Annotated in this window: 17 protein-coding genes; 3 read left to right on the forward strand and 14 right to left on the reverse strand. The window is 25.8% G+C overall.

Going from position 1 to position 20,772, the window contains the following annotated elements:
• Positions 1–558: 558 nt before the first annotated feature.
• The 6 genes from HF862_RS09285 to HF862_RS09310 form a co-directional block, all read right to left on the reverse strand.
• Positions 559–1,440, reverse strand: a complete 882-nt coding sequence (locus HF862_RS09285; RefSeq protein WP_170187588.1) for a hypothetical protein — start codon at positions 1,438–1,440, stop codon at positions 559–561.
• 209 nt (positions 1,441–1,649) lie between these two features.
• Positions 1,650–2,606: an ATPase gene (locus HF862_RS09290; protein WP_170187589.1), complete on the reverse strand. Its 957-nt coding sequence runs from the start codon at positions 2,604–2,606 to the stop codon at positions 1,650–1,652.
• A 9-nt stretch (positions 2,607–2,615) separates the two neighbouring features.
• Positions 2,616–2,987 carry a ribonuclease III domain-containing protein gene (locus HF862_RS09295; protein ID WP_170187590.1) on the reverse strand — a complete coding sequence of 124 codons (372 nt, stop codon included), beginning with the start codon at positions 2,985–2,987 and terminating at the stop codon, positions 2,616–2,618.
• Positions 2,975–4,399, reverse strand: a complete 1,425-nt coding sequence (gene cysS, locus HF862_RS09300) for a cysteine--tRNA ligase (protein WP_170187591.1) — start codon at positions 4,397–4,399, stop codon at positions 2,975–2,977. The genes HF862_RS09295 and cysS overlap by 13 nt, the downstream gene beginning before the upstream one ends.
• Before the next feature lie 13 nt (positions 4,400–4,412).
• Positions 4,413–5,108 (reverse strand): 2-C-methyl-D-erythritol 4-phosphate cytidylyltransferase, encoded by a 696-nt coding sequence (gene ispD / locus HF862_RS09305; protein ID WP_170187592.1) that lies wholly within the window; start codon positions 5,106–5,108, stop codon positions 4,413–4,415.
• A complete protein-coding gene (locus HF862_RS09310) occupies positions 5,084–7,423 on the reverse strand; it encodes an endonuclease MutS2 (protein WP_170187612.1) in 2,340 nt (779 codons plus the stop codon). The genes ispD and HF862_RS09310 overlap by 25 nt, the downstream gene beginning before the upstream one ends.
• 178 nt (positions 7,424–7,601) lie before the next feature.
• Between HF862_RS09310 and rpmB the strand changes: the two genes are divergently transcribed.
• Positions 7,602–7,859 (forward strand): 50S ribosomal protein L28, encoded by a 258-nt coding sequence (rpmB, locus tag HF862_RS09315; protein ID WP_170187593.1) that lies wholly within the window; start codon positions 7,602–7,604, stop codon positions 7,857–7,859.
• 80 nt (positions 7,860–7,939) lie between these two features.
• Positions 7,940–8,584 carry a type A chloramphenicol O-acetyltransferase gene (gene catA / locus HF862_RS09320; RefSeq protein WP_170187594.1) on the forward strand — a complete coding sequence of 215 codons (645 nt, stop codon included), beginning with the start codon at positions 7,940–7,942 and terminating at the stop codon, positions 8,582–8,584.
• Positions 8,585–8,637: 53 nt separating this feature from the next.
• Here catA and HF862_RS09325 read toward each other — a convergent pair whose 3' ends face one another.
• Genes HF862_RS09325 through HF862_RS09335 form a run of 3 tightly spaced genes read right to left on the reverse strand, consistent with a single transcriptional unit; the run spans position 8,638 to position 14,031 of the window.
• Entirely contained in the window at positions 8,638–11,715 is a 3,078-nt protein-coding gene (locus HF862_RS09325) for an efflux RND transporter permease subunit (RefSeq protein ID WP_170187595.1), read from the reverse strand.
• Entirely contained in the window at positions 11,712–12,773 is a 1,062-nt protein-coding gene (locus HF862_RS09330; RefSeq protein WP_170187596.1) for an efflux RND transporter periplasmic adaptor subunit, read from the reverse strand. Before HF862_RS09330 ends, HF862_RS09325 begins: the two co-directional genes overlap by 4 nt.
• Before the next feature lie 13 nt (positions 12,774–12,786).
• Positions 12,787–14,031: a TolC family protein gene (locus HF862_RS09335; RefSeq protein ID WP_170187597.1), complete on the reverse strand. Its 1,245-nt coding sequence runs from the start codon at positions 14,029–14,031 to the stop codon at positions 12,787–12,789.
• A gap of 298 nt (positions 14,032–14,329) precedes the next feature.
• Between HF862_RS09335 and HF862_RS09340 the strand changes: the two genes are divergently transcribed.
• On the forward strand, positions 14,330–14,572 hold the full coding sequence (locus tag HF862_RS09340; protein WP_170187598.1) for a TIGR03905 family TSCPD domain-containing protein: 243 nt from the start codon (positions 14,330–14,332) through the stop codon (positions 14,570–14,572).
• A 51-nt stretch (positions 14,573–14,623) separates the two neighbouring features.
• Here the strand turns inward: HF862_RS09340 and HF862_RS09345 are convergent, their stop codons facing one another.
• From HF862_RS09345 to HF862_RS09365, 5 genes are all read right to left on the reverse strand, one after another.
• Positions 14,624–15,865, reverse strand: a complete 1,242-nt coding sequence (locus HF862_RS09345; protein ID WP_170187599.1) for a dicarboxylate/amino acid:cation symporter — start codon at positions 15,863–15,865, stop codon at positions 14,624–14,626.
• Between the two features lie 214 nt (positions 15,866–16,079).
• Positions 16,080–16,427, reverse strand: a complete 348-nt coding sequence (locus HF862_RS09350; RefSeq protein ID WP_170187600.1) for a polymer-forming cytoskeletal protein — start codon at positions 16,425–16,427, stop codon at positions 16,080–16,082.
• A gap of 17 nt (positions 16,428–16,444) precedes the next feature.
• Positions 16,445–18,223: a sigma-54-dependent Fis family transcriptional regulator gene (locus HF862_RS09355; RefSeq protein ID WP_170187601.1), complete on the reverse strand. Its 1,779-nt coding sequence runs from the start codon at positions 18,221–18,223 to the stop codon at positions 16,445–16,447.
• Between the two features lie 7 nt (positions 18,224–18,230).
• Entirely contained in the window at positions 18,231–19,463 is a 1,233-nt protein-coding gene (gene rpoN / locus HF862_RS09360) for an RNA polymerase factor sigma-54 (RefSeq protein ID WP_170187602.1), read from the reverse strand.
• A gap of 19 nt (positions 19,464–19,482) precedes the next feature.
• Positions 19,483–20,736 carry a LysM peptidoglycan-binding domain-containing protein gene (locus tag HF862_RS09365; RefSeq protein WP_170187603.1) on the reverse strand — a complete coding sequence of 418 codons (1,254 nt, stop codon included), beginning with the start codon at positions 20,734–20,736 and terminating at the stop codon, positions 19,483–19,485.
• Between the last annotated feature and the right edge of the window lie 36 nt (positions 20,737–20,772).

Below are 20,772 nucleotides of genomic sequence, written 5' to 3' on the forward strand. Positions count from 1 at the left end.
TTCGACTACTAGTTATTAAGTTTTTTGACTATTAGTTATTAAGTTTTTTGACTATTAGTTATTAAGTTTTTCGACTACTAGTTATTAAGTTTTTTGACTATTAGTTATTAAGTTTTTTGACTATTAGTTATTAAGTTTTTCGACTATTAGTTATTAAGTTTTTCGACTATTAGTTATTAAGTTTTTCGACTACTAGTTATTAAGTTTTTCGACTACTAGTTATTAAGTTTTTCGACTACTAGTTATTAAGTTTTTTGGAAACTAGTTTCCTAATTTTTTGATTACTTGTTCTTGAAATTTTAGAATACAAAAAATTAAATTTTATTTTATATTTATTAGTTATTTTTTATAAAGATATTTTTTTAGGAATCAGTTTATTTTTTTGAAAATAAAACTAAAATCTCAATAAAAAATATATTTTTTATTTCATTTATTTCATAGAAAAAATAGAAGAAAAAAAGAAAAGAAATAAAAAATTTATAGTTTTATATACAAAAAAGAGAGAGAAAATTTTCTCTCTCTTTAGTTATTATATGATTTTTTAGACTAATTCTATAATTAGAATTTGTATGTCCATCCTAAATAGAATTCTCCATAGTAGTCATCAGCTGGATCTTTTTGTCCATTTGGTGCATCATATTTATTAAAGTCATATTCATAGTATCCATCTATTGTTAAGTTAGGTGTAACATCATATGCTGCATTTAATATAGCAATGTGTCTATTATTTTCTACTCCTTCTACACCTTTCTCATCTTGAACATCATTAGCAAATTGATATCTATATTCTGCTCCTACTCTGAAGTTATCAGTAGAGAATAATTGTCCTCTTAATCTTACTTGATGTCTGTAATCATGAGATTCATTTCCACCTAAAGCTTTTTCTCCTTCAAAATAGTAAGCTAATTGAACTGGTCCATAAGAAATTTGTACTGGTTCAGCTTCTAAATATAAAGCATCGTCTGCATTTGTATTATAGAATACATAAGCTGGAGTTGCCCATCCTGAAATCATTCCATATTCATATGACATAGGAATGTATAATTTATCATATTTAGATTCACCTCTCCATTTTGCTCCTAATGTAAAGTGTTCAAAATGTCTAGTAGCTGCTAAATCTATTCTGTGGTTAGTTGAATGCATTCCATCATCTGTATCTGCTGTCCAAGTTTTTCTAGCCATTAAATCAAATGTCCAGTTATCTCCTAAAGCTAAAGATACAGTATTTCCAAAGTGAACTCCTTCACCTATATCATATCCACCTGATGTATTGTCTATCTCGATATATTGTCCAACAGATGTAACTCTTAATACTGGAGCTGCTTTAACTTCCTCAACTACTGCTGGTTCTGTAGCAACTTCTGCTACTGGCATAACTTCTTTTGCGTAAGAAACTGATGCAACTGATAATGCTGCTAATAATAATGCTAATTTTTTCATAATAAATATCCTCCTATATTTGAAGTTTTTTTTATTGTCATAACTAATCCCCGTTATGTTTACTTTATACCTCATTTTCTTATATTTGTAAATACTTTTTTTGAATTTTCTTTTTTTGTATATTTTTTTATATAGTTTTGTTACATAATTTCAATTTTAGAACTTTTGTAGTTTGTTCAAATTATAACTATTGTGTTTTTTAGATTTTTTTATAATTCTAACATAAGAACTCTAAATAATAATTTTAGATTTACATTTCCTTTGATTTTATTTTTTATTTCCATAACCTTTTCTAGTTTATCAAAATCTTTTATGAAATGACAAATATAATCACAAATCTCCATAGATATATTTCTATCATTATTACATGAGATAGCTATTTCTTCACCTAAACTAAGTCTTTCAGCTACATCTATATAATCTATATTTTTATAGAGATTTATTAAACCTTTATAAATTTTTATTTTATTCTCTAAAACTTCTTTATCTAATTCAAAATTTTTAGTTTCTGAAAATTCTTTTTTTAATTTCAAATAATTAGAAATACTTTCTCCTAATTTTTCATAAGAAAAACCACTTTGTATATCTAAATTATATTTAAGATATTTTTCAATCTCCTGTCCTTTTCCTAAGAAAAATTTATATTCATCTAAATTTACACCTAACTCCTCAGGATTTCTATTTTTTATTTTTAAAATAGTAGCTCTCGATTTTATTGTAGGTAATAAATCTAAATTTTTTGAAAGTAGTATAAAAAAGTTACCTTTTTCTGGTTCTTCAATTATTTTTAATAGAGCATTAGAAGATTCTTTTTTTAATTTTTCAGAATCTTTAATTATAAAAATTCTATTACCTCCCTCATAGGTAGTACTTGAGGCAATACGTCCAATCTCTCTGATATCTTCTATTTTTACTCCATTTTCATCTTCAAATATTTCTAAATCTCCATGAGTTAAACTGTTGATTCTTAGACAACTTTCACATCTATCACAAAAATCATACTCTAACTCTTTACAGGTCAAAGCCTTTGAAAATCCAAGAGCAAATTTCATAAGGAGTTCTCTGTCCTCACCATAAAAAATATAAGTTCCCTCTTCTTTTTTATTTCTTAGCTCATTAATTAAAAAATTCTTTGCTTCTTCGTTAGATATTATATCCTTAAACATTTTTATTACCTAACCTATATTATTTTTTATAATTCCTTTTATCTTTTCAATTTCTCCATCTATATATAAAGCTGCTATATAAGCTTCAAAACCTGTAGCCTCTCTATACTCCATTACAGTACAAGTTTGTGGAAAAGATTTTATATTTCCATTTTTTGCTTTATTTATAATTTGAAGATATTTTTCATCTACCTCTGGTAAAATTTTTTTTAAAATTTCACTTTGAGCTTTAGCATTTACATGTTTTACTACATTATTATTTAGATTTCTAAGATTGAAACCTTTTAATACAAAGTATTCTCTTACATAGGTTTCCCATACAGAGTCACCTAAGTAAGCTAATACTAGACCATTAGTCTCCTTTAAATTTATAGAGACCATGTTGTTTTATCCTTTCCATCTTTTATTTTTATTCCCATTTCTCCAAGTCTATCTCTTATTTCATCTGATAGAGCCCAATTTTTTTCAGCTCTTGCTTTTCTTCTGATTTCTAATAAGAACTCAACTAAATCAGTTGTTAAGTTTCCTATATTTTCTTGAGTTTTTAAAGTTACTCCTAAAACTTCTTCCATTATTTTTTCTATATATTTTTCAGCAAGTTCTAAGTTTTGAATTCCTATTTGAGATACTTTTTCAATATCTACATATTTATTTATCTCTTTTACTAATTCAAATATAGCTCCTATTCCTTGAGCTGTATTAAAATCATCATCCATAGCTTCTATAAATTTCTTTTCAGTATCCTCTACAAATGATTTTAATCCCTCTAAATTATCTCCACCATCTGTAGCTCCTGATTTAATTTTTTCTCTTAATCTTTCTACAGCATTATCTATTCTTTCTAATCCTGATTTAGCTTGTTCTAACTCATTATTAGAAAAATCTATTGGTTTTCTATAGTGAGCTCCAAGTACAAAGAATCTTATAACTCTTCCTTCAAAATGCTCTAAAACTTCCCTTAATAAGAAAAAGTTTCCTAAAGATTTTGACATTTTCTCTCCATTAACATTAATATATCCATTATGCATCCAATATCTAGCATATTCTTGGTGAGAGCTACATCTTGATTGAGCTATTTCATTTTCATGATGTGGGAATATTAAATCTTGTCCTCCACCATGAATATCAAATACATCTCCTAAAAGTTTACTAGACATAGCTGAACATTCTATATGCCAACCAGGTCTTCCTTTTCCCCAAGGTGAATCCCAACTTGGTTCTCCCTCTTTTGCTTTTTTCCATAGAGCAAAATCAAGAGGAGATTTTTTAATATCATTAACTTCTATTCTTGCTCCTGCTTTTAAGTTTCCTATATCTTGATGAGAAAGGCATCCATAACCCTCTTTATTTTTTTCTACCTCAAAATATACATCTCCTTCAGCTTCATAAGCATATCCTTCAGAGATAAGTTTTTTAATAATTTCTTGCATTTCTCCAATATATTCAGTAGCTTTAGGTCTTATCATTCCTTCTTCTTTAAGATTTACTTTTTTAGTATCTTCAAAATATGCCTCTATATATTTTCTTGCTATTTCATTAGAAGTTACTCCCTCTTCATTAGCTCTTTTTATAATTTTATCATCTACATCTGTAAAGTTTTGAACATATTTTACTTTATATCCTCTATATTCAAAATATCTTCTCACTGTATCAAATACTATAGCTGGACGAGCATTTCCTATATGGATATAATTATATACTGTAGGTCCACATACATACATAGACACTTCATTTTCTTTTACTGGTATAAATTCTTCGACTTTTCTTGTCATTGTATTGTAGATTTTTATCATATTCTATAACCTCCTAATTTTCTAAAAATTTTATATCATCTATTGTTGTTATTTTTATATTTTCATAATCTCCCTCTAATAGCTTTACTTTTCCAAAATATCTTTCTACTAAAGAGGAGTCATCTGTACCTATAAAATTTTCATTTTTTGCTTTTTCATAGGCCTCTATTAAAACTTTTCCTCTAAAAACTTGAGGAGTTTGAGCTAAAAATAAAGTGGCTCTTTTTGGAGTAGAAGTTATAAAACCATTTTCATCTACTACTTTTATAGTATCTTTTACAGGCATTCCTATTACTACTCCATTTATTTCACTATTTTCATTAAATTCCTTTAGGGATTTTTCTATATATTCCTCTTTGAAAAAAGGTCTAACTCCATCTTGTACTGCAATAATATTTTCTTTTTTACAAACTTGAAGTCCATTATATATAGATTCTTGCCTTTCTTTTCCCCCCTCAACAATATCAGAAACTTTTTTTATTTTAAATTTTTCACATAGATTTTTGACTTCTGATATTAATTCTTTTTTAGTTACTACAACTATATTTTCTATATAATTAGATTTTTCAGCAGTTTCTAAAATATTTATAAAAAGTGGTTTTCCTTTGTGGTATAAAAATTGTTTTGGATAGTCAAGTCCCATTCTTTTTCCTACACCAGCAGCTGCAACAATTAAAGTACATTTTATTTCAATGTTACTACTGTACAACCTACACCACCTTCTCCTTGTCCTCCAAATCTAAAATCTTTTACATATCTACAATTTTTTAGATATTCAACAATTCCTTTTCTTAGAGCTCCTGTACCATTTCCTGTTACAACTTGAATCTCTTTATATCCTGTTAAAACTGCCTTATCCATATAAGATTCTAATTCATAAATTGCTTCTTCTACCATTTTTCCTCTTAAGTCAATCTTAGAACCTACACGGCTACTTTTTGAAGAAGTTACTTGAGTATACTCTTTTGTTTTCTTCTCAGTTATTTTTCTAATATCATCAATAGATACTTCTAGTTTTAATATTCCTGCTTGAATTAATACAGTTTCCTTTGTTTTATTGATTTTTAAAATATCAGCATATTGTTTTAGACTATTTACTAAAACTTTTTCTCCCTCTTTAAAATCTATTTTTCTAGCTACTTTTGGTTTTTGTTCTACATTTTCCTCTTTTTCTTTTCCTAAATTGCTTCTAAGCATATTAAGACTTTTTTGTACACTCTTAGCATCATCTTTTTTAGTTTCTTCTGATTGAAGTTTTTTTACAAGGGCAGCTGCTTTATTTTGCATATCTTTCATCATTTGGTCAGCTTTTTCATAGGCCTCTTTTAAGATATTATTTTTTTCTATTTCTAATTTTCTAAGTTTTTCTTCATATTCTACTTGGTCTTTTTTAACTTTTTCTTTTAACTCTTCAACCTGTACTTTCATTAAATCTAATTCATCAGATTTTTCTTTTATATTAGTAATCATTTTTTCAACTTTTTTATTTTCATCGCTAATATATGATTTTGCTTTTTCTATAATTTCATCAGAAACCCCTAATCTTTTTGCTATAGTTAAAGCATTACTTTCTCCAGGAATTCCTATAAGTAATCTATAAGTTGGAGATAAAGTTTCAGAATTAAATTCCATTGAAGCTGTTTCTATTTCCTCTTCATTATATCCATAAGCTTTTACTTCACTATAGTGGGTTGTTATCATTGATTTTACTTTTCTATCTTTTAAATAATCTATAACAGCCATAGCAAAGGCTGAACCTTCTACTGGGTCTGTACCTGAACCTAACTCATCTAATAAAACTAAAGAGTTTTTAGTTACAGAAGTAAGAATACTTTGAACATTTTTTAAATGTCCAGAGAAAGATGATAAAGATTGTTCTATACTTTGTTCATCTCCAATATCAGCGTAAACACCTGAAAAGAATCCTATACTTGAAGTTTCACTAGCTGGAATAGGAATTCCAGATAATGCCATAAGAGTTAAAAGTCCAGCTACTTTTAGAGCAACTGTTTTTCCTCCTGTATTTGGTCCAGTAATAAGTAAAGTATTATATTTTTTCCCAATTTCAAAAGTTAATGGAACTACTTTATCTCTTTCAATAAATGGATGTCTTCCTTCTATAATACTTAATTGTTCTCTTTGATTTATCTCTGGAATATTACACTTAAAATCTAAAGCAAATCTAGTTTTTCCACTTAACATATCTATTTCTAAAACTGATTCAGCTATTTTTCTTACATCATCTATATTTACTCTGATTTGGTCTGTAATTCTAAGAAGAATCTTTCTTATTTCTTCCCTTTCTCTAGCTTCTAATTCTCTCATTTTATTATTAAGAGATACTACTCCTAAAGGTTCAATAAAAACAGTTTGTCCACTAGAAGACCTGTCATGTTCTATCCCTTTTATAACTCCTTTAAAGTCAGCTTTAACAGGAATAACATTTCTTCCATCACGGTTAGTAACTATTTTTTCTTGAATAGCACGAGATAAAGTTTCGTCAGAAAACATCTCATCAAACTTTCTTTTTATATTAGCTGATAATAATTTTTTTTGTCCTCTAATATCTCTTAGCTCTAATGATGCTTCATCTTGGATATTTTTTTCATTATCTATTGTTTTATTAATTATATCTTCAATAAATTTTAGTGTTGGAACTTGTGAAAATCTAGCTTTTAAATTTTTATATTTTTCAAGTTCATCTATTTTATTTTTAAATAATCTAAAAATTCTTAAATTTTGATTGATATCATATAACTCTTCTGGCTCAAAAAACATCCCAATAAGTTCACATTTTCTTAAAGTTTCTATTATATCTCTTAAATTAAAGATTTCTATTCCACCATCATATTTGGAAAAATCTATAAAATCTCTTAAAATTTCAAAATCTTTTTTTAGAGAGTTTATATCTGAATAAATTTTAAAATTTTCAACTTTAGTTCTATTTCCCTTTGTAATCATATACTGAGCTAAAACATTTTTTAATTTATCAAACTCTAGTACACTATAATTATGATTTTCCAAAATTATCACCTTTTCTAAAATTATATAGTTTTTCATAATATTATATCATAATTTTCTTGTAATTTTTCAAAGTTTTTTAATTTTTTAAATTTTTTTCTTCTATATCTGAAAAAAATTATTGATTTATTTTTAAGTTAATGATATAATAATATGCAACATTATTTTAGGGGGGTGCACTATGCAAAGATGTGAAATCACTGGTAAAGGTCTTACATTTGGACATCAAATTTCTCACTCTCACAGATTAACTAACAGAGTTTGGAAACCAAATCTTCAACCAGTAACTATAATGATTAATGGAAAACCTCTTAGAGTTAAAGTTTGTACTAAAGTTTTAAAAACTTTAAAATCTGCAAATGAAGTTGAAGTTATGCAAATATTAAAAGCTAACGAAAATACTCTAAGCCCAAGAATTGTTAAAGCATTAAACAAATAATAACAAATTCAATAGGTATATAAAAAAAGACAGCATTCTATGACTAGTCTTTTTTTATTACTTTATTTTTGGAGGATATTATGATTTTTCATAAAATTAATTTAGAAACTTGGAATAGAAAAGAGATATTTAAACTTTATTCAAATGATGTTCCTTGTACCTTTAGTTTAACTACTGATATAGATATTTCTAGTTTAATCCCTAAACTTAAAGAAAAAAATATAAAATTTTTTCCTGTAATTTTATATGCTCTGTCATATATAGTTAATTGTCAAAAAGAGTTTAAAATGAATTTAGATAAAGATAGTAATATAGGATTTTATGATGTTGTAAATCCAAGTTATACTTTTTTTCATAAAGATAATGAAAGCTTTTCTAATCTTTGGACTGAATTCTCAGAAAATTTTGAAGAATTTTATAAAAATTATCAAAAGGATGTTGAAATTTATGGAAAAAATAAAAGTTTTATAGGAAAACCTCAAATTGAAAATAATCTTTTTAATGTTTCAAGTATCCCTTGGACAACTTTTACAGGTTTTAATCTAAATTTAAAAAATGGATATAACTATTATCCACCTATATTTACTTTTGGAAAATATTTCACAGAAAATAATAAAATTCTTTTACCATTAGCTATTCAAGTTCATCATGGAGTTTGTGACGGATATCATGTGGCAAAGTTTATAAATAGTCTTCAAGACTTTATAAATAATTTTAATTTTTAAATAAAAGAACTGTTATAAATTAAATTTATAACAGTTCTTTTTACTTTTATTAATTATTTAGAAAATTTATTTTTAAAATTTCTCCAGTCAACTATTGAACCACCATATCTTCCAGTACTTTTCCTCAAAAATTTTCTTATATCTTCTATTAAACAATAGATTATTGGAATAACTATTAAGGTTAAAAGAGTAGCTGAACTAAGTCCAAAAATAACTACAAAAGCCATTCCATCATACAGTTCTGAACTTTCTCCATTACTTAAAGCAAGAGGTATCATTCCTAAAATTGTAGTTAAAGTAGTCATCAAAATTGGTCTAAGTCTAGTTCTTCCAGCCTTTATAACTGCTTCATTTAATTCAACACCATTTTCTCTTTCAGTTTTTATAAAATCTATCAAAACTATAGCATTATTTACAACTATTCCAGCTAGCATTACAAAACCTACAGCTACCATTGAATCCATTGTTTTTCCAGAAAGTTTTAAACTATAGAAAGCTCCTGTTGTAGATAATGGTACTGACAACAATATTATAAATGGTAATATAAAAGATTCAAATTCCCACACCAAAATAAAATATATTAAAAATAATCCGATAGCAAATACATAAGATAGTTCCGACAACATATCTTGCATACTTGAAGTTTTTCCACCAAAACCAAAACTTATATTGTTAGGATAATTTCCCTCATTAAATATACTTACTATTTTATTATTAACTTCCATTAATTTATTTTCATCAGTTAAGTTTGCATAAAGTATTACTTTCATTTTTTTATTTTCTTTTTCAATTTTTGCTGGTCCTTCAATTATTTCCAATTTTGCTATATCAGAAATTTTTATATTTTTTCCACTTGGTAAAGTTATTCTTGAATCCATCAATAACTTATTAGACTCTCTATATTTTTTCTCCAATTGGACTGTAACATCTATCTCAGCATTATCACTATAAATCTCAAAAGGAACTCCACCTAAAATTTGATATTGAATAGTTTTTGCTATTGTTTCTATATCTACTCCATAATAGGCTGCTTTCTCTCTATCTACAACTATTCTAGCTTCTGGTTTTCCTCCATCTAAAGAAGTTTTAAACTCTGCTATCCCATTTATATTTTTTATCTTTCTCTCTAAATCTTTTATTACTTCTTCTAGTATAGCCATATTATCTGAATACAATTCAAATTCTAAATCATAGATACCTCTAGTTCCATAAACAAATTTTGGTACAACAGCTATTTTTACATCAGGAATATTAGCAAATCTTTTTCTTAAATCTCGTAAAATTTCTCCCATTGATTCTTCTCTTGAAGTTTTTAAGCCCATATTCATATTAATTGCCACACTTTCTGTATCTCCAGAAACTGTGTAAGTTTGAAGATTTTTTATTCCTTTAGTTCTTTCTTCTAAAATTTTTCCTATTTTATCAGTCATATTTACATCAGAACCATTTGGAAGTAAAGCAACTACAGCAAATCTTCCTATATCTGTAGTGGGATTAAATTTTCCCCCTATAGTTTTTGCTACAAACATAGAACCAATAAATAATAATACTGTTATTCCTATAATTCTTTTTTTATACTTTAAAGATATAGATAAAAAGTCTACATATTTTTCTTTTACATATTTAAAAATTTTTCCTTCTGTTGATATGGTATTTTTATATGACATTATTTTACTAGATACCATTGGTACAAAAACTAAAGCTACTACTAAAGAAGCCATTAAAGAATAAGTTATTGCATAACTCATATCTTGAAACTGTTGTTTTGCTATCCCCTCTTGAAATACCAATGGAAAAAATACAGATACTGTAGTTAAAGTAGAAGATAAAATTGGCATACCTACTTCTTCTGCTCCTAATTGGGAAGCAATTCCTCTATCCTCATTTAATTCACTCATATGTCTAAAAATATTATCTACAACAACTACAGAGTTATCTACTAACATTCCAATTCCTAAAGAAAGTCCCATTAATGAAACCATATTTAAACTTAATTTTTGAGCATTTAATAAGAAGAAAGTAAATATGATTGAAACAGGAATAGCTGTTGATATAATAAGAGTAGAACTTAAATTTTTTAAGAATATAAATAATATTCCTGCAGCTAAAAAAAGTCCTAAAATTGCTGTATTTTTTACATTTAAGATTGAGTTCACCACTGTAATTGAAGAATCATATTCAAAAATTATATCAGAATTTAATGGAAGAGAAGTTTTTACATCCTCTACAACCTCTTTTAATCCCTTTACTATGTCTATAGTATTTCCTGAATCTGTTTTTCTAACAATAATTCCAATTGCTTCTGCTCCCTCTTTCCTATATATACTATCTTTTTCTTTTTTTTCTATTCTTACATCAGCAATCTCTTTTAATCTCAATAGATGTCCATCTTTATTTAATAAAATTATATTTCTAACTTCTTCTACTGTTTCAATTTCCCCTTGCACTTTTACAATATATTCTTTATACCCTTCTCTAATTTTTCCACTAGGAACACTAATATTAGAAGCTTTTATCTTATTAATAACATCACTAATATTTAAATTATAATTTTCTAATTTTTCTGGGTCTATTTCTACTAATACTTGTTGTTCATTACCTCCACGAACTACTACTTCTGAAACTCCCTCTACTTTTTCCAGCATTGGACTTAAAATATTTTCAGAGTAAGTTCTCATTTCCATCATATCCCCACCAAACATAACTAAATTGGCTATTGGAGCATTTTGGTTTGAACTTTCCCTTATAAAAGGTTCATCCATATCTTCAGGTAATTTATTTTTTATTTTATTTATTTCATTTTGTACTAAAGTTAATTTAGTATCTATATCTACTCCATATTCAAATTCAATTTCTATTGAGGACTCTTCAGCTTCAGAAGTAGAACTAAAACTTTTAACTCCATCTATATTAGGTAAAATATCCTCTATTTTTCTAGTTATCATCTTTTCCACATCAGAGGGAGTTGCTCCATCCCAATTTATTCTTACTCTTATAATAGGATATTCTGTATTTGGTTGTAATTCTACAGGCATTTTTCTCATTCCTAAAATTCCAAATACTACCATTGAAATTATAATCATAAATGCTGTAGCTGGTTTCTTTATTGAAAATTCTGAAATAGATTTCATTCTGCTCTCTCCTTAATTTTATCATTATTATTCAATAAATATTGTCCCTCTATTACTACTCTATCTCCTTCTTGATAATCTTTAAAAATTATCTCTTGATAATTTCCAATAGATTCTTTTGAATCAACTTTATATATTAAAGCTTTTCCATCTCTCATTATAGCTATATAAGTATACAAATCTTTTACCATAATAGCTTCTTTTGGAATAAATAACCCTGTTGTTTTTCCCTGATTTATTTTTACTTTTCCATACATTCCCTTTAAAATATCTTTTTCTTCATTATTAAAAGTAATTTTTACTTGATATTTTTTAGTATCTTGATTAGCTGACAAATTAATACTTTCTATTTTTCCTACAACTTCCTTATTTAATTCCTCTATATATATTTGTGCTTCATCTCCCACTTTAATATTATTAACACTTTTTCCAGATATAGCTACTTTTATTTCCATAATACTATTATCTATAACAGATAAAATCTCACTATTAGGGGTTATTTTTTCTTCCAATTTTAAATCTAAATCTATTATAACCCCATCAATTGGAGCTTTCACTAATAATCTTTCTTTTTTATCCTTAACATCTAAAAAATTTCCCTCTGCTGTTTTATAAACTCCATAACTTTGAGATAGATTATTTTTAGCTGTTAAATAAGTATCCTCTGAAATAAAATCTTTTTTATATAATTTTTCATATTTTTCAAAGGATATTTTTTGAGTTTCATAATCTGATTTTGCTTTATATAAATTTCCCTCTCCTTGTAAATAGTTTGTTTCTGTTTCTATATCTTCTAATTTTAAAATAACTTCATCCTTTGTTATATTATCTCCATTTTTAAAATAAATCTCTTTGACATAACCACCTGTGGGAGTTATTATTTTTACATCATTATTTGGATTTATCTCTCCATTATAAATCTCTATATTATCCATTGTTATTTCTTTTAATTCTATACTTTTTACCTCTTTTGTCACTTCTTTTTTAGGAAGAGGTTTATCATCTTTACATGAAATTAATAATAATGTCATAGATACAAATAATATAATTTTTTTCATCTCATTCTCTCCTCTATTTTCTCAATACCATATATTTTTCATAAGCTAAAAAGTAATTTAATTTTGAATTATAATATTCTACTTTTGTTAACATCATATCTTCTTCTGCTTTAAGATAATCAATAGTATCAATCAATCTATTTTCATATTTTTCTTTTTCAATATTATAAGTTTCTAAAGAGGTTTCAAAGGCTTTTCTATTACTCTCCACAGTTTTTTCCAAAGTAAAAATATTATTATAAGCATTTATCATATCTTTTCTCAAATTATCTAATTCTTCATCTCTTGTTAATTTTAATTTTTCTACATCTAATTTAGAACTTCTATAAATATCCATATCACTTCCAAAATTAAATATATCCCATTCAAAAGAGATTCCAGCTCTCCATTCCCAATCATCCTGATGTCCTGAAAAACTATTTGAAAGTCTATCTGTTTCTATATTAGTATACGAATATTCAGCATTTATTTTAGGAAAAAAACTACTTAAACTTTTATTTGCTTCAGCCTCTTTTATATCTATATTTTTATCTAAAATTTTAGATTGAACACCATTTTTTAAAGTATTTTTTATATCCTCTTCCAATACTATATTTCCCATATCTATATTTTTTAAGTCTAGTTCTTTTACTTCTATTTCTTCATTAGGGTCTATTCTTAAAAGAGTCTTCAAAGCCAACTTTCCTGTTATTAAATTATTTTTAGCCTCAAGAATTTTTCCCTCTGTTTGATGTAGTGAACTCTCTAATTTTAATATCTCTGTTTTATCTACCAATCCTAAATTTCTAAATTCTATTTGTCTTTCTAACTCTTTTTCTTTATCTTCATATGATTTTTCATAAACTAGTAATATTTCTCTATTATAAAGACATTGAATATAGCTTTCTAAAACCTTGATTCTCAAATAATTTTCTTCATTATATAAATTTATCTTTTCTAAATCTTCATTATATTTTGCTAATTTAACATCATTATATTTTTCTCCCCCAGAAAAAATAGTTTGTTTAGCTTTTAATGAGTTGTTAAATTTCTCATCCTCATATTGTTTTTCTATTTTTTCATAAGAACTTGTTATTTGAATTGTAGGAAGTAAATTTTTTACTTTGGAATTCTTTTGAAGTTTTTTTTGAGTTAATGTCAGTTCCTGAATTTGTAAGCTCCTATTATTTTTTTTAGCAATTTCTAGAGCCTCTTCAAAAGAGATTTCTTTAGCAAAAGCACAGTTTATAATCAAAAAAAATAAAAATATTTTTTTCATTTTTCCTCCATCAACCTTTTTTATTTTATATTATAAACTATAATATTTATAATATGTATATTTTTTTATCTTAAAAATATTTTGTGACATGAAAATGACAAAAAAATAAAAAAGAGTGAAACCTCACTCTTTTTTATTTTTGGGGAAATTTATTATTTTTTGCATTTTTATTAACTTCACCCTTATGACGAGAACTATAAAAAAAAAGTTTATTTTTTAGGTAAAAATTTTTTACTGATTTTTTATAAAAAATATTATATAATATTATAAATTTTGTTTTTTGTTTAGGAGGGAAACCATGAAAAAATTTGTCACTTCTGGAGTATGTGCTAGAGAAATAGCTTTAGAAATTGATGATAAGGGAATTATTAAAAATGTTAAATTTATAGGTGGGTGTGATGGGAATACTCACGGTATAGAAAATTTAATAATCGGGATGTCAAAAGATGAGGTTATAAAAAAATTAAAAGGTATTACTTGTGGTAAAAAATCTACATCTTGTCCAGACCAACTTACAAAAATTTTAGAAAATAATTTCTAATTAAAAAAGGGAGAAAATTCTCCCTTTTTTAGTGTGGTTTATATAAAGAGTCTACTTTATATTTTCTTTTTCTGTTTTAGCTATTACCAAAGTACAAACAGCATCTCCTGTTACATTTACTGTTGTTCTAAACATATCTACAAATCTATCTATTCCCATAACAAGTCCAATTCCTTCTAAAGGAAGTCCAACTTGGACTAAAACCATTCCTAACATTATTACTCCAACTCCAGGTACTCCAGCTGTTCCTATTGAAGCTAAAGTAGCTGTAAGAATTATTGTAATATAATTTCCCATTGTTAAATCTATTCCATATATTTGAGCTATAAATATTGTGGCTACCCCTTGCATAACTGCTGTTCCATCCATATTTATTGTATTTCCTAAAGGAATTGTGAAAGATGAAATCGCCTTAGAAACTCCAAAATTTTCTTGCATAGTTTTTAAAGATGATGGTAAACAAGCACTACTTGAGGCTGTAGAAAAAGCCACTAACATTGTTGGGGCAAAGTTTTTAAAGAATTTTATAGGATTATATTTTCCAAATAATACTAAAATACTTTGATAAGTTACAAAGCAATGAATAAATAATATTATTACTACACCTATAAAATATTTAAATAATGGAATTATAGCTACATATCCTAAAGTTGTAAAAGTTTTTGCTATTAATCCAAATACACCTATTGGAGCAAATAACATAATAATTTCTACTAATTTTAAACTTATATTATTTCCAGCTTCAAAAAGTTTTTTAACTTCACTTGCTTTTTCTCCTAATAGAGATATTGCTATCCCTAAAATTATAGAGAAAACTATTATTTGTAACATATCCCCTTTTGCTAAAGCTTCTATGGGATTTATAGGTATCATATCCAATAAAATATCTACAAATGGTTTTGTTTTAGCTACTGAAACTGAAGTTGTAGCTATATCACTAATATTTACTCCTCTTCCAGGATTTATTATATTTCCTCCTACTAAAGCTAATATTACAGCAACAGCAGTTGTTGAAAGATAGAATATTAAAGTTTTTGCTCCTATTCTTCCTAATTTTGTTACATCTTCTATTCCAGCTGCTCCCATAACCAAAGAACATAGAACTAATGGAACAACTACCATTCTAATGGCTCTTACAAATCCATTACCTAAAAAAGTAAATACAAAATTTAAAAGATATTTTTCTACAAAAGGATTATCTTTTAGAGGATGTAATACTAAACCTACTATAACTCCTATTATTAGAGCTATAAAAATTTTTGTGGTTAATGATATTTTTCTTTCTCTCTCCATTTTTCCTCCTCCAATTAACTAGTTATTTTATTTTTTCAATGAAAAGAGTATATCAAGATTTAAAAAAAAATCAATATTTTTTTATTTTTTTTATATATTGTTGTATTTTTTTCAATTTTATAAGCATAATAAACAATTTCTAAACATAAAATCAATTATATATATTCCTTTAAAAAAATATATATAAAAAATAAATAAAGCACCTAAAGGTGCTTTATTTTCTCAATTTATTAGTTCCTTCAAATATAACTCCATCTTCTATAGATAATTTTGAACTGATTATATCTCCATAAATTTTTCCATTTTTTATAAATTCTACATCTGTAGCCTCAGCTTTTCCTTTAAATAGACCAGATATTATTATTCTCTCAGCTTTTAAGCTTCCTGTTACTTCTCCTTTTTCTCCTATAGTTATAAGAGCAGTAGATTTTATACTCCCCTCTACTTTTCCATCTATATAAATATTACAAGATATATCTATATCACCTTTTATTTTTGTGTATTCTGATATCATGGTTATTCCCACACCAGAATATTCTATTGTTTTTTTTGGTTGAAACATTTTGTTCTCCTTCTATGTTATTTCTCTATATTAAATTTTTTTAATTTTCTGTACAATGTTGTTAATCCTATATTCATTTTTTCAGAAATCATTTTTTTACTTTCTGTAGAATTTCCATATTTTTTTAAACTTCTTATAATATATTCTTTTTCTAATTTTTCAAATTCTTCAAATAAAAATTCTTCCTCTTTCTCTAAAAAAACTTTTTCCTCTTTTATAATTTTCTCTTTATCATCTTTTTTTAAAATATCTTCTGGCAACATATTTTTTTCTATTTTTTCATTATTACCACAAGTATTCATCATCAATTCTATAATATTTTCCAACTCTCTAACATTTCCAGGCCAATCATATTCTAATAATAAATCTAATACCTCTCTATCCATCTCTTTTATTGTTTTATTAGCTATCAAACTATATTTTTTTATGAGTTCTTCCACTATTGGTTCTATATCCTCTTTTCTTTCTCTCAAAGGATGAGTTTGAATAGGTATCACATTTAATCTATAATATAAATCTTCTCTAAATTTTTTCTCTTTAATTTTTTGTTTTAAATCAGCATTAGTAGCTGCTATAATTTTAATATCTAAATCTATACTTTTATTAGACCCTATTCTTTCTATTTTTTTCTCTTGTAAAACTCTTAATAATTTTGCTTGTAAATATAAAGGCATATCACCTATTTCATCTAAAAAAATTACCCCTGTATTAGCCAATTCAAATTTTCCCATATGTCCATTGTTATTAGCTCCTGTAAAAGCTCCTTTAACATAACCAAAAAGCTCACTTTCTAATAGTGAATCTGGTATAGCTGAACAATTTATAACAACAAAGGGCTTATCCTTTCTATTTCCACAAGAGTGTATTGAACGTGCTATTAACTCTTTTCCTGTTCCACTTTCTCCTGTTATTAATACAGTAGAATTTGAATTTGAAATAGCTTGTATATATTCTTTTAAAGATAAAATTGCCTGTGATTTTCCATGTATATCATCTAAAGTTATCCTGTTATATTGACTACTTACTTCAACGATATTTTTACTAATTTTTTGTATATCATCAAAAATAAAAGCGTCCTCTCTTTTTTTACTAAGTGAATTTAAAGGGAATTTTTTCCCACTTACCATATATTCCTTATCATTTATTATTAATTTAAAAATTTCTTCATTCATTATATAATCATTTTGACTAATTATTTTCATTTTTTTTCCAATAGGACTAAAAACTAATTTTAATTTTTTCATTCCAATTTGATTTATAGTCAAAATCTCATTATCACTATTGATAACTATAACACCTTTTGTCATATTATTTAATATTTGATTAAGAGTTTCTTCTTTTTCTTTCTGAAGCAAACTTTCTTTATATTCGTTAAACTTCATCCCTATAAATTCAGCTATTTGTTTTGTAAAATTTAAATAAGAATTTACATCAGAAAGTATTTTATTTTTTTGCTCCTCTGTAAAGCAAACTAAACCTAGAACACCTTCTATTTCACCATTACAATATATAGGTGTAGAAATCTCTAAAGTTTCCTTACACCTTTTTTTATCTATACATTCTACACAAAGACAATGTTGTCTTGGATTTTCTATTACATTTGTACTTCCTGTTTCCAAAGTATTTTTATAAACACTACCTAATACCTCTTCTCCATCTTCATCAATATAAAGTCCTGTACTAGAAACCCTTTTCATATTTTTATCTACCACACCTACACCAACATCTATAACTGTAGTAATAACTTCTATATATTTTTTTACATGTTCTTTAATTTCAATAAGAGAGATTTCCATGTTCCTCCTAAATATTTTTTAATTTTCTTTTAGAAGCTGAGGCTATTCCTAACTCTTCCCTATATTTTGCCACAGTTCTCCTAGCAATTTTAAAATTATGCAAATTTATATAGTCAGCCATATATTGGTCTGTATATGGTTTTTCTCTATCTTCCTCTAAAATTAAATTTTCTATAATTTCACAAATCATCTCTTTTTCATCATTTAATACAAATAAATCCTTTATTCTCAATATCCCTTTATCTGAAGATATATATTTATTCTTTATAGCTCTTGAAATAGTTGATTCATGAATTTCTAATTTTTCAGCAACCTCTTTTAGAGTGAGATTTTTTAATTTCCCATTCTCTTGTGAAAAATATTCATACTGTCTTTCTAATATGACCTCTAATATATTCTTTAAAGTTTCATATCTTTTTTCTATAAATTTTATTAAATTATTAGCAGAATTATAATAAGTCTTATCTATATTTTCCACTTCTTTTATCTTTACTTTTGGAAGATTACCATAAAGCATTATAACTTTATACTCTCCATCAACTAACTTTATTTCTGCTTCTGGAGAAATATAATTTACTGGTTCCCCCATATAAAAACCACGGGAAGGAATAGGATTTAATTTTCTAATCATTTCAAAATATTTTTTTAGTTGCTCTGAAGTAATTTTTAATTTTTCACAAATCTTGTCTACTTTTCCCTCTGCTAATTCTCTTAAAAAATATTTTATTAGATTTTCTAAAACTATGTCATTTATCTGTTTTTTATGTAGTTGAATTATAAGACACTCTTCTAAATTTTGAGCTCCTATCCCTACTGGTTCTAAAGATTTTACTATTTCTATAGCCTTCTCTATCTCTTTTAGAGGAAATTTAGTCAAATCTTTTATCTCTTGTTTTTTTAATAAAAGATAACCTCTTTTATCTAAATTATTTATTATGTAAGAACAAAGAAATCTCATACTTTTATTGATTTTTAAATATCCTATTTGCTCTTCTAAATAATCAATTAAACTTTCCTCTTTATGAGCTATATCTAAAGGAGAAAACTCCTCTTCATCATCTGAAAAATTTTTTCTATTGATGCTTGTATATTCTACCTCTATATATGGATTAATTTCTTTTTCTTTTAAAATATATTTTTCTAAATCATAGGAAGACATCTCTAAAATATTCAGAGAGACTTTCATTTCTTGTGTTAAAACTAATTTTAAATCTTGTTTTAAATTTAATGAAAAATCCATCTCTCCTCCTAATTATTTTTTATTTTAAAGTTTCTATTAATTTTTCTACTTCAATATCTTTTGGAATATCTATTTTTCCAACTTCTAAAGTATTATCTGGTATATTTTCCATATCATTCATTTCTACTGCAATAGAATCAAAATTTTCATACATCTCTTTTGCTTTATTTGTTTCTGTTTCAACTTTTTTCTCTATAATATCCACTTTTTTCTCTAATATTTTATAAGTTTCTCCCACTTTTATATTATTTCCTTCAATGTTAGGATTTAATCTTTTTATTTCATCAACAGTTGTATTATATTCTCTAGCTAAAGAATATAAAGTATTTCCTGGTTGAACTTTATAATATATATCTTCACCCTTTGTAATTTCCTCTTTTATTGTACTTTCTTTTGTAGTTTTTCTTTCATTTTCAGGAATATAAATATCGCTTAATTTTAATTTTTCATGGACTATTCTATTTAATGATTTCTTATCAGCTTTTAAATCTACTTTTGTAACTCCAATACTTCCAAAAGAATTTTCTTCTTTAATTATATAAGTATTATTCATTTTTTGATTCATAGCTTTCCCTTGTCCACTTACTACCATTAAATCTATTCCAGGAATATTTTTAGCTAATTCTGTAGCATTCCACTCTGTATTTTCTCCAAAAGAAGAAAGAGCTATTATAAAATCTATATTATTTTCTTTTATTAATCTAACTAAATTAGGAATAACTAATATAGGCTCTTGAATTATCAATTCCCCTTTTGTTTTTTTATCCATTATTTCACTATATAACTCTGGAGAAACTATTCCTATAATAGCAAATCTTTTATTTCCTGCTCTTCCTAATAAATATGGTTTTACAAAATCTCTTCCATCTCTATATTTAACGTTTGAAGCTACTATTTTAAAATTAGAAATTTTCTCTAATTCTTTTATTCTCTCTGCTCCATAATAAAAATCACCTTTTCCTAAAGTAGTAACTTTTAATCCTACTCCATTTAATACTTTTGCTACTCCTGCTCCCTTAGTACTTTCTGAAAAATTACTTCCTGAAAAATTTCCTCCTGCATCTAAATATAAAACTTTTTCTTTTCCATGTTCTCTTTCTTTATCTTTTATTATTGTTGCCAATCTTGGATATCCTATTCCTTCTTGAATCTTTCCATTTATATTATTTGTACTAACTATTGCTAAATCATAAATTATAGGAGAGTCCTCTTTCTCTTCTATAGCTGTACATCCTACTAATAAAATCATTAATAAATAAATTATTTTCTTCAAAATAACTCCCTCCTTTTATATATTTACTACCATTAT

It is taken from the genome of Fusobacterium sp. FSA-380-WT-3A (assembly GCF_012843705.1).
Lineage (GTDB): Bacteria > Fusobacteriota > Fusobacteriia > Fusobacteriales > Fusobacteriaceae > Fusobacterium_B.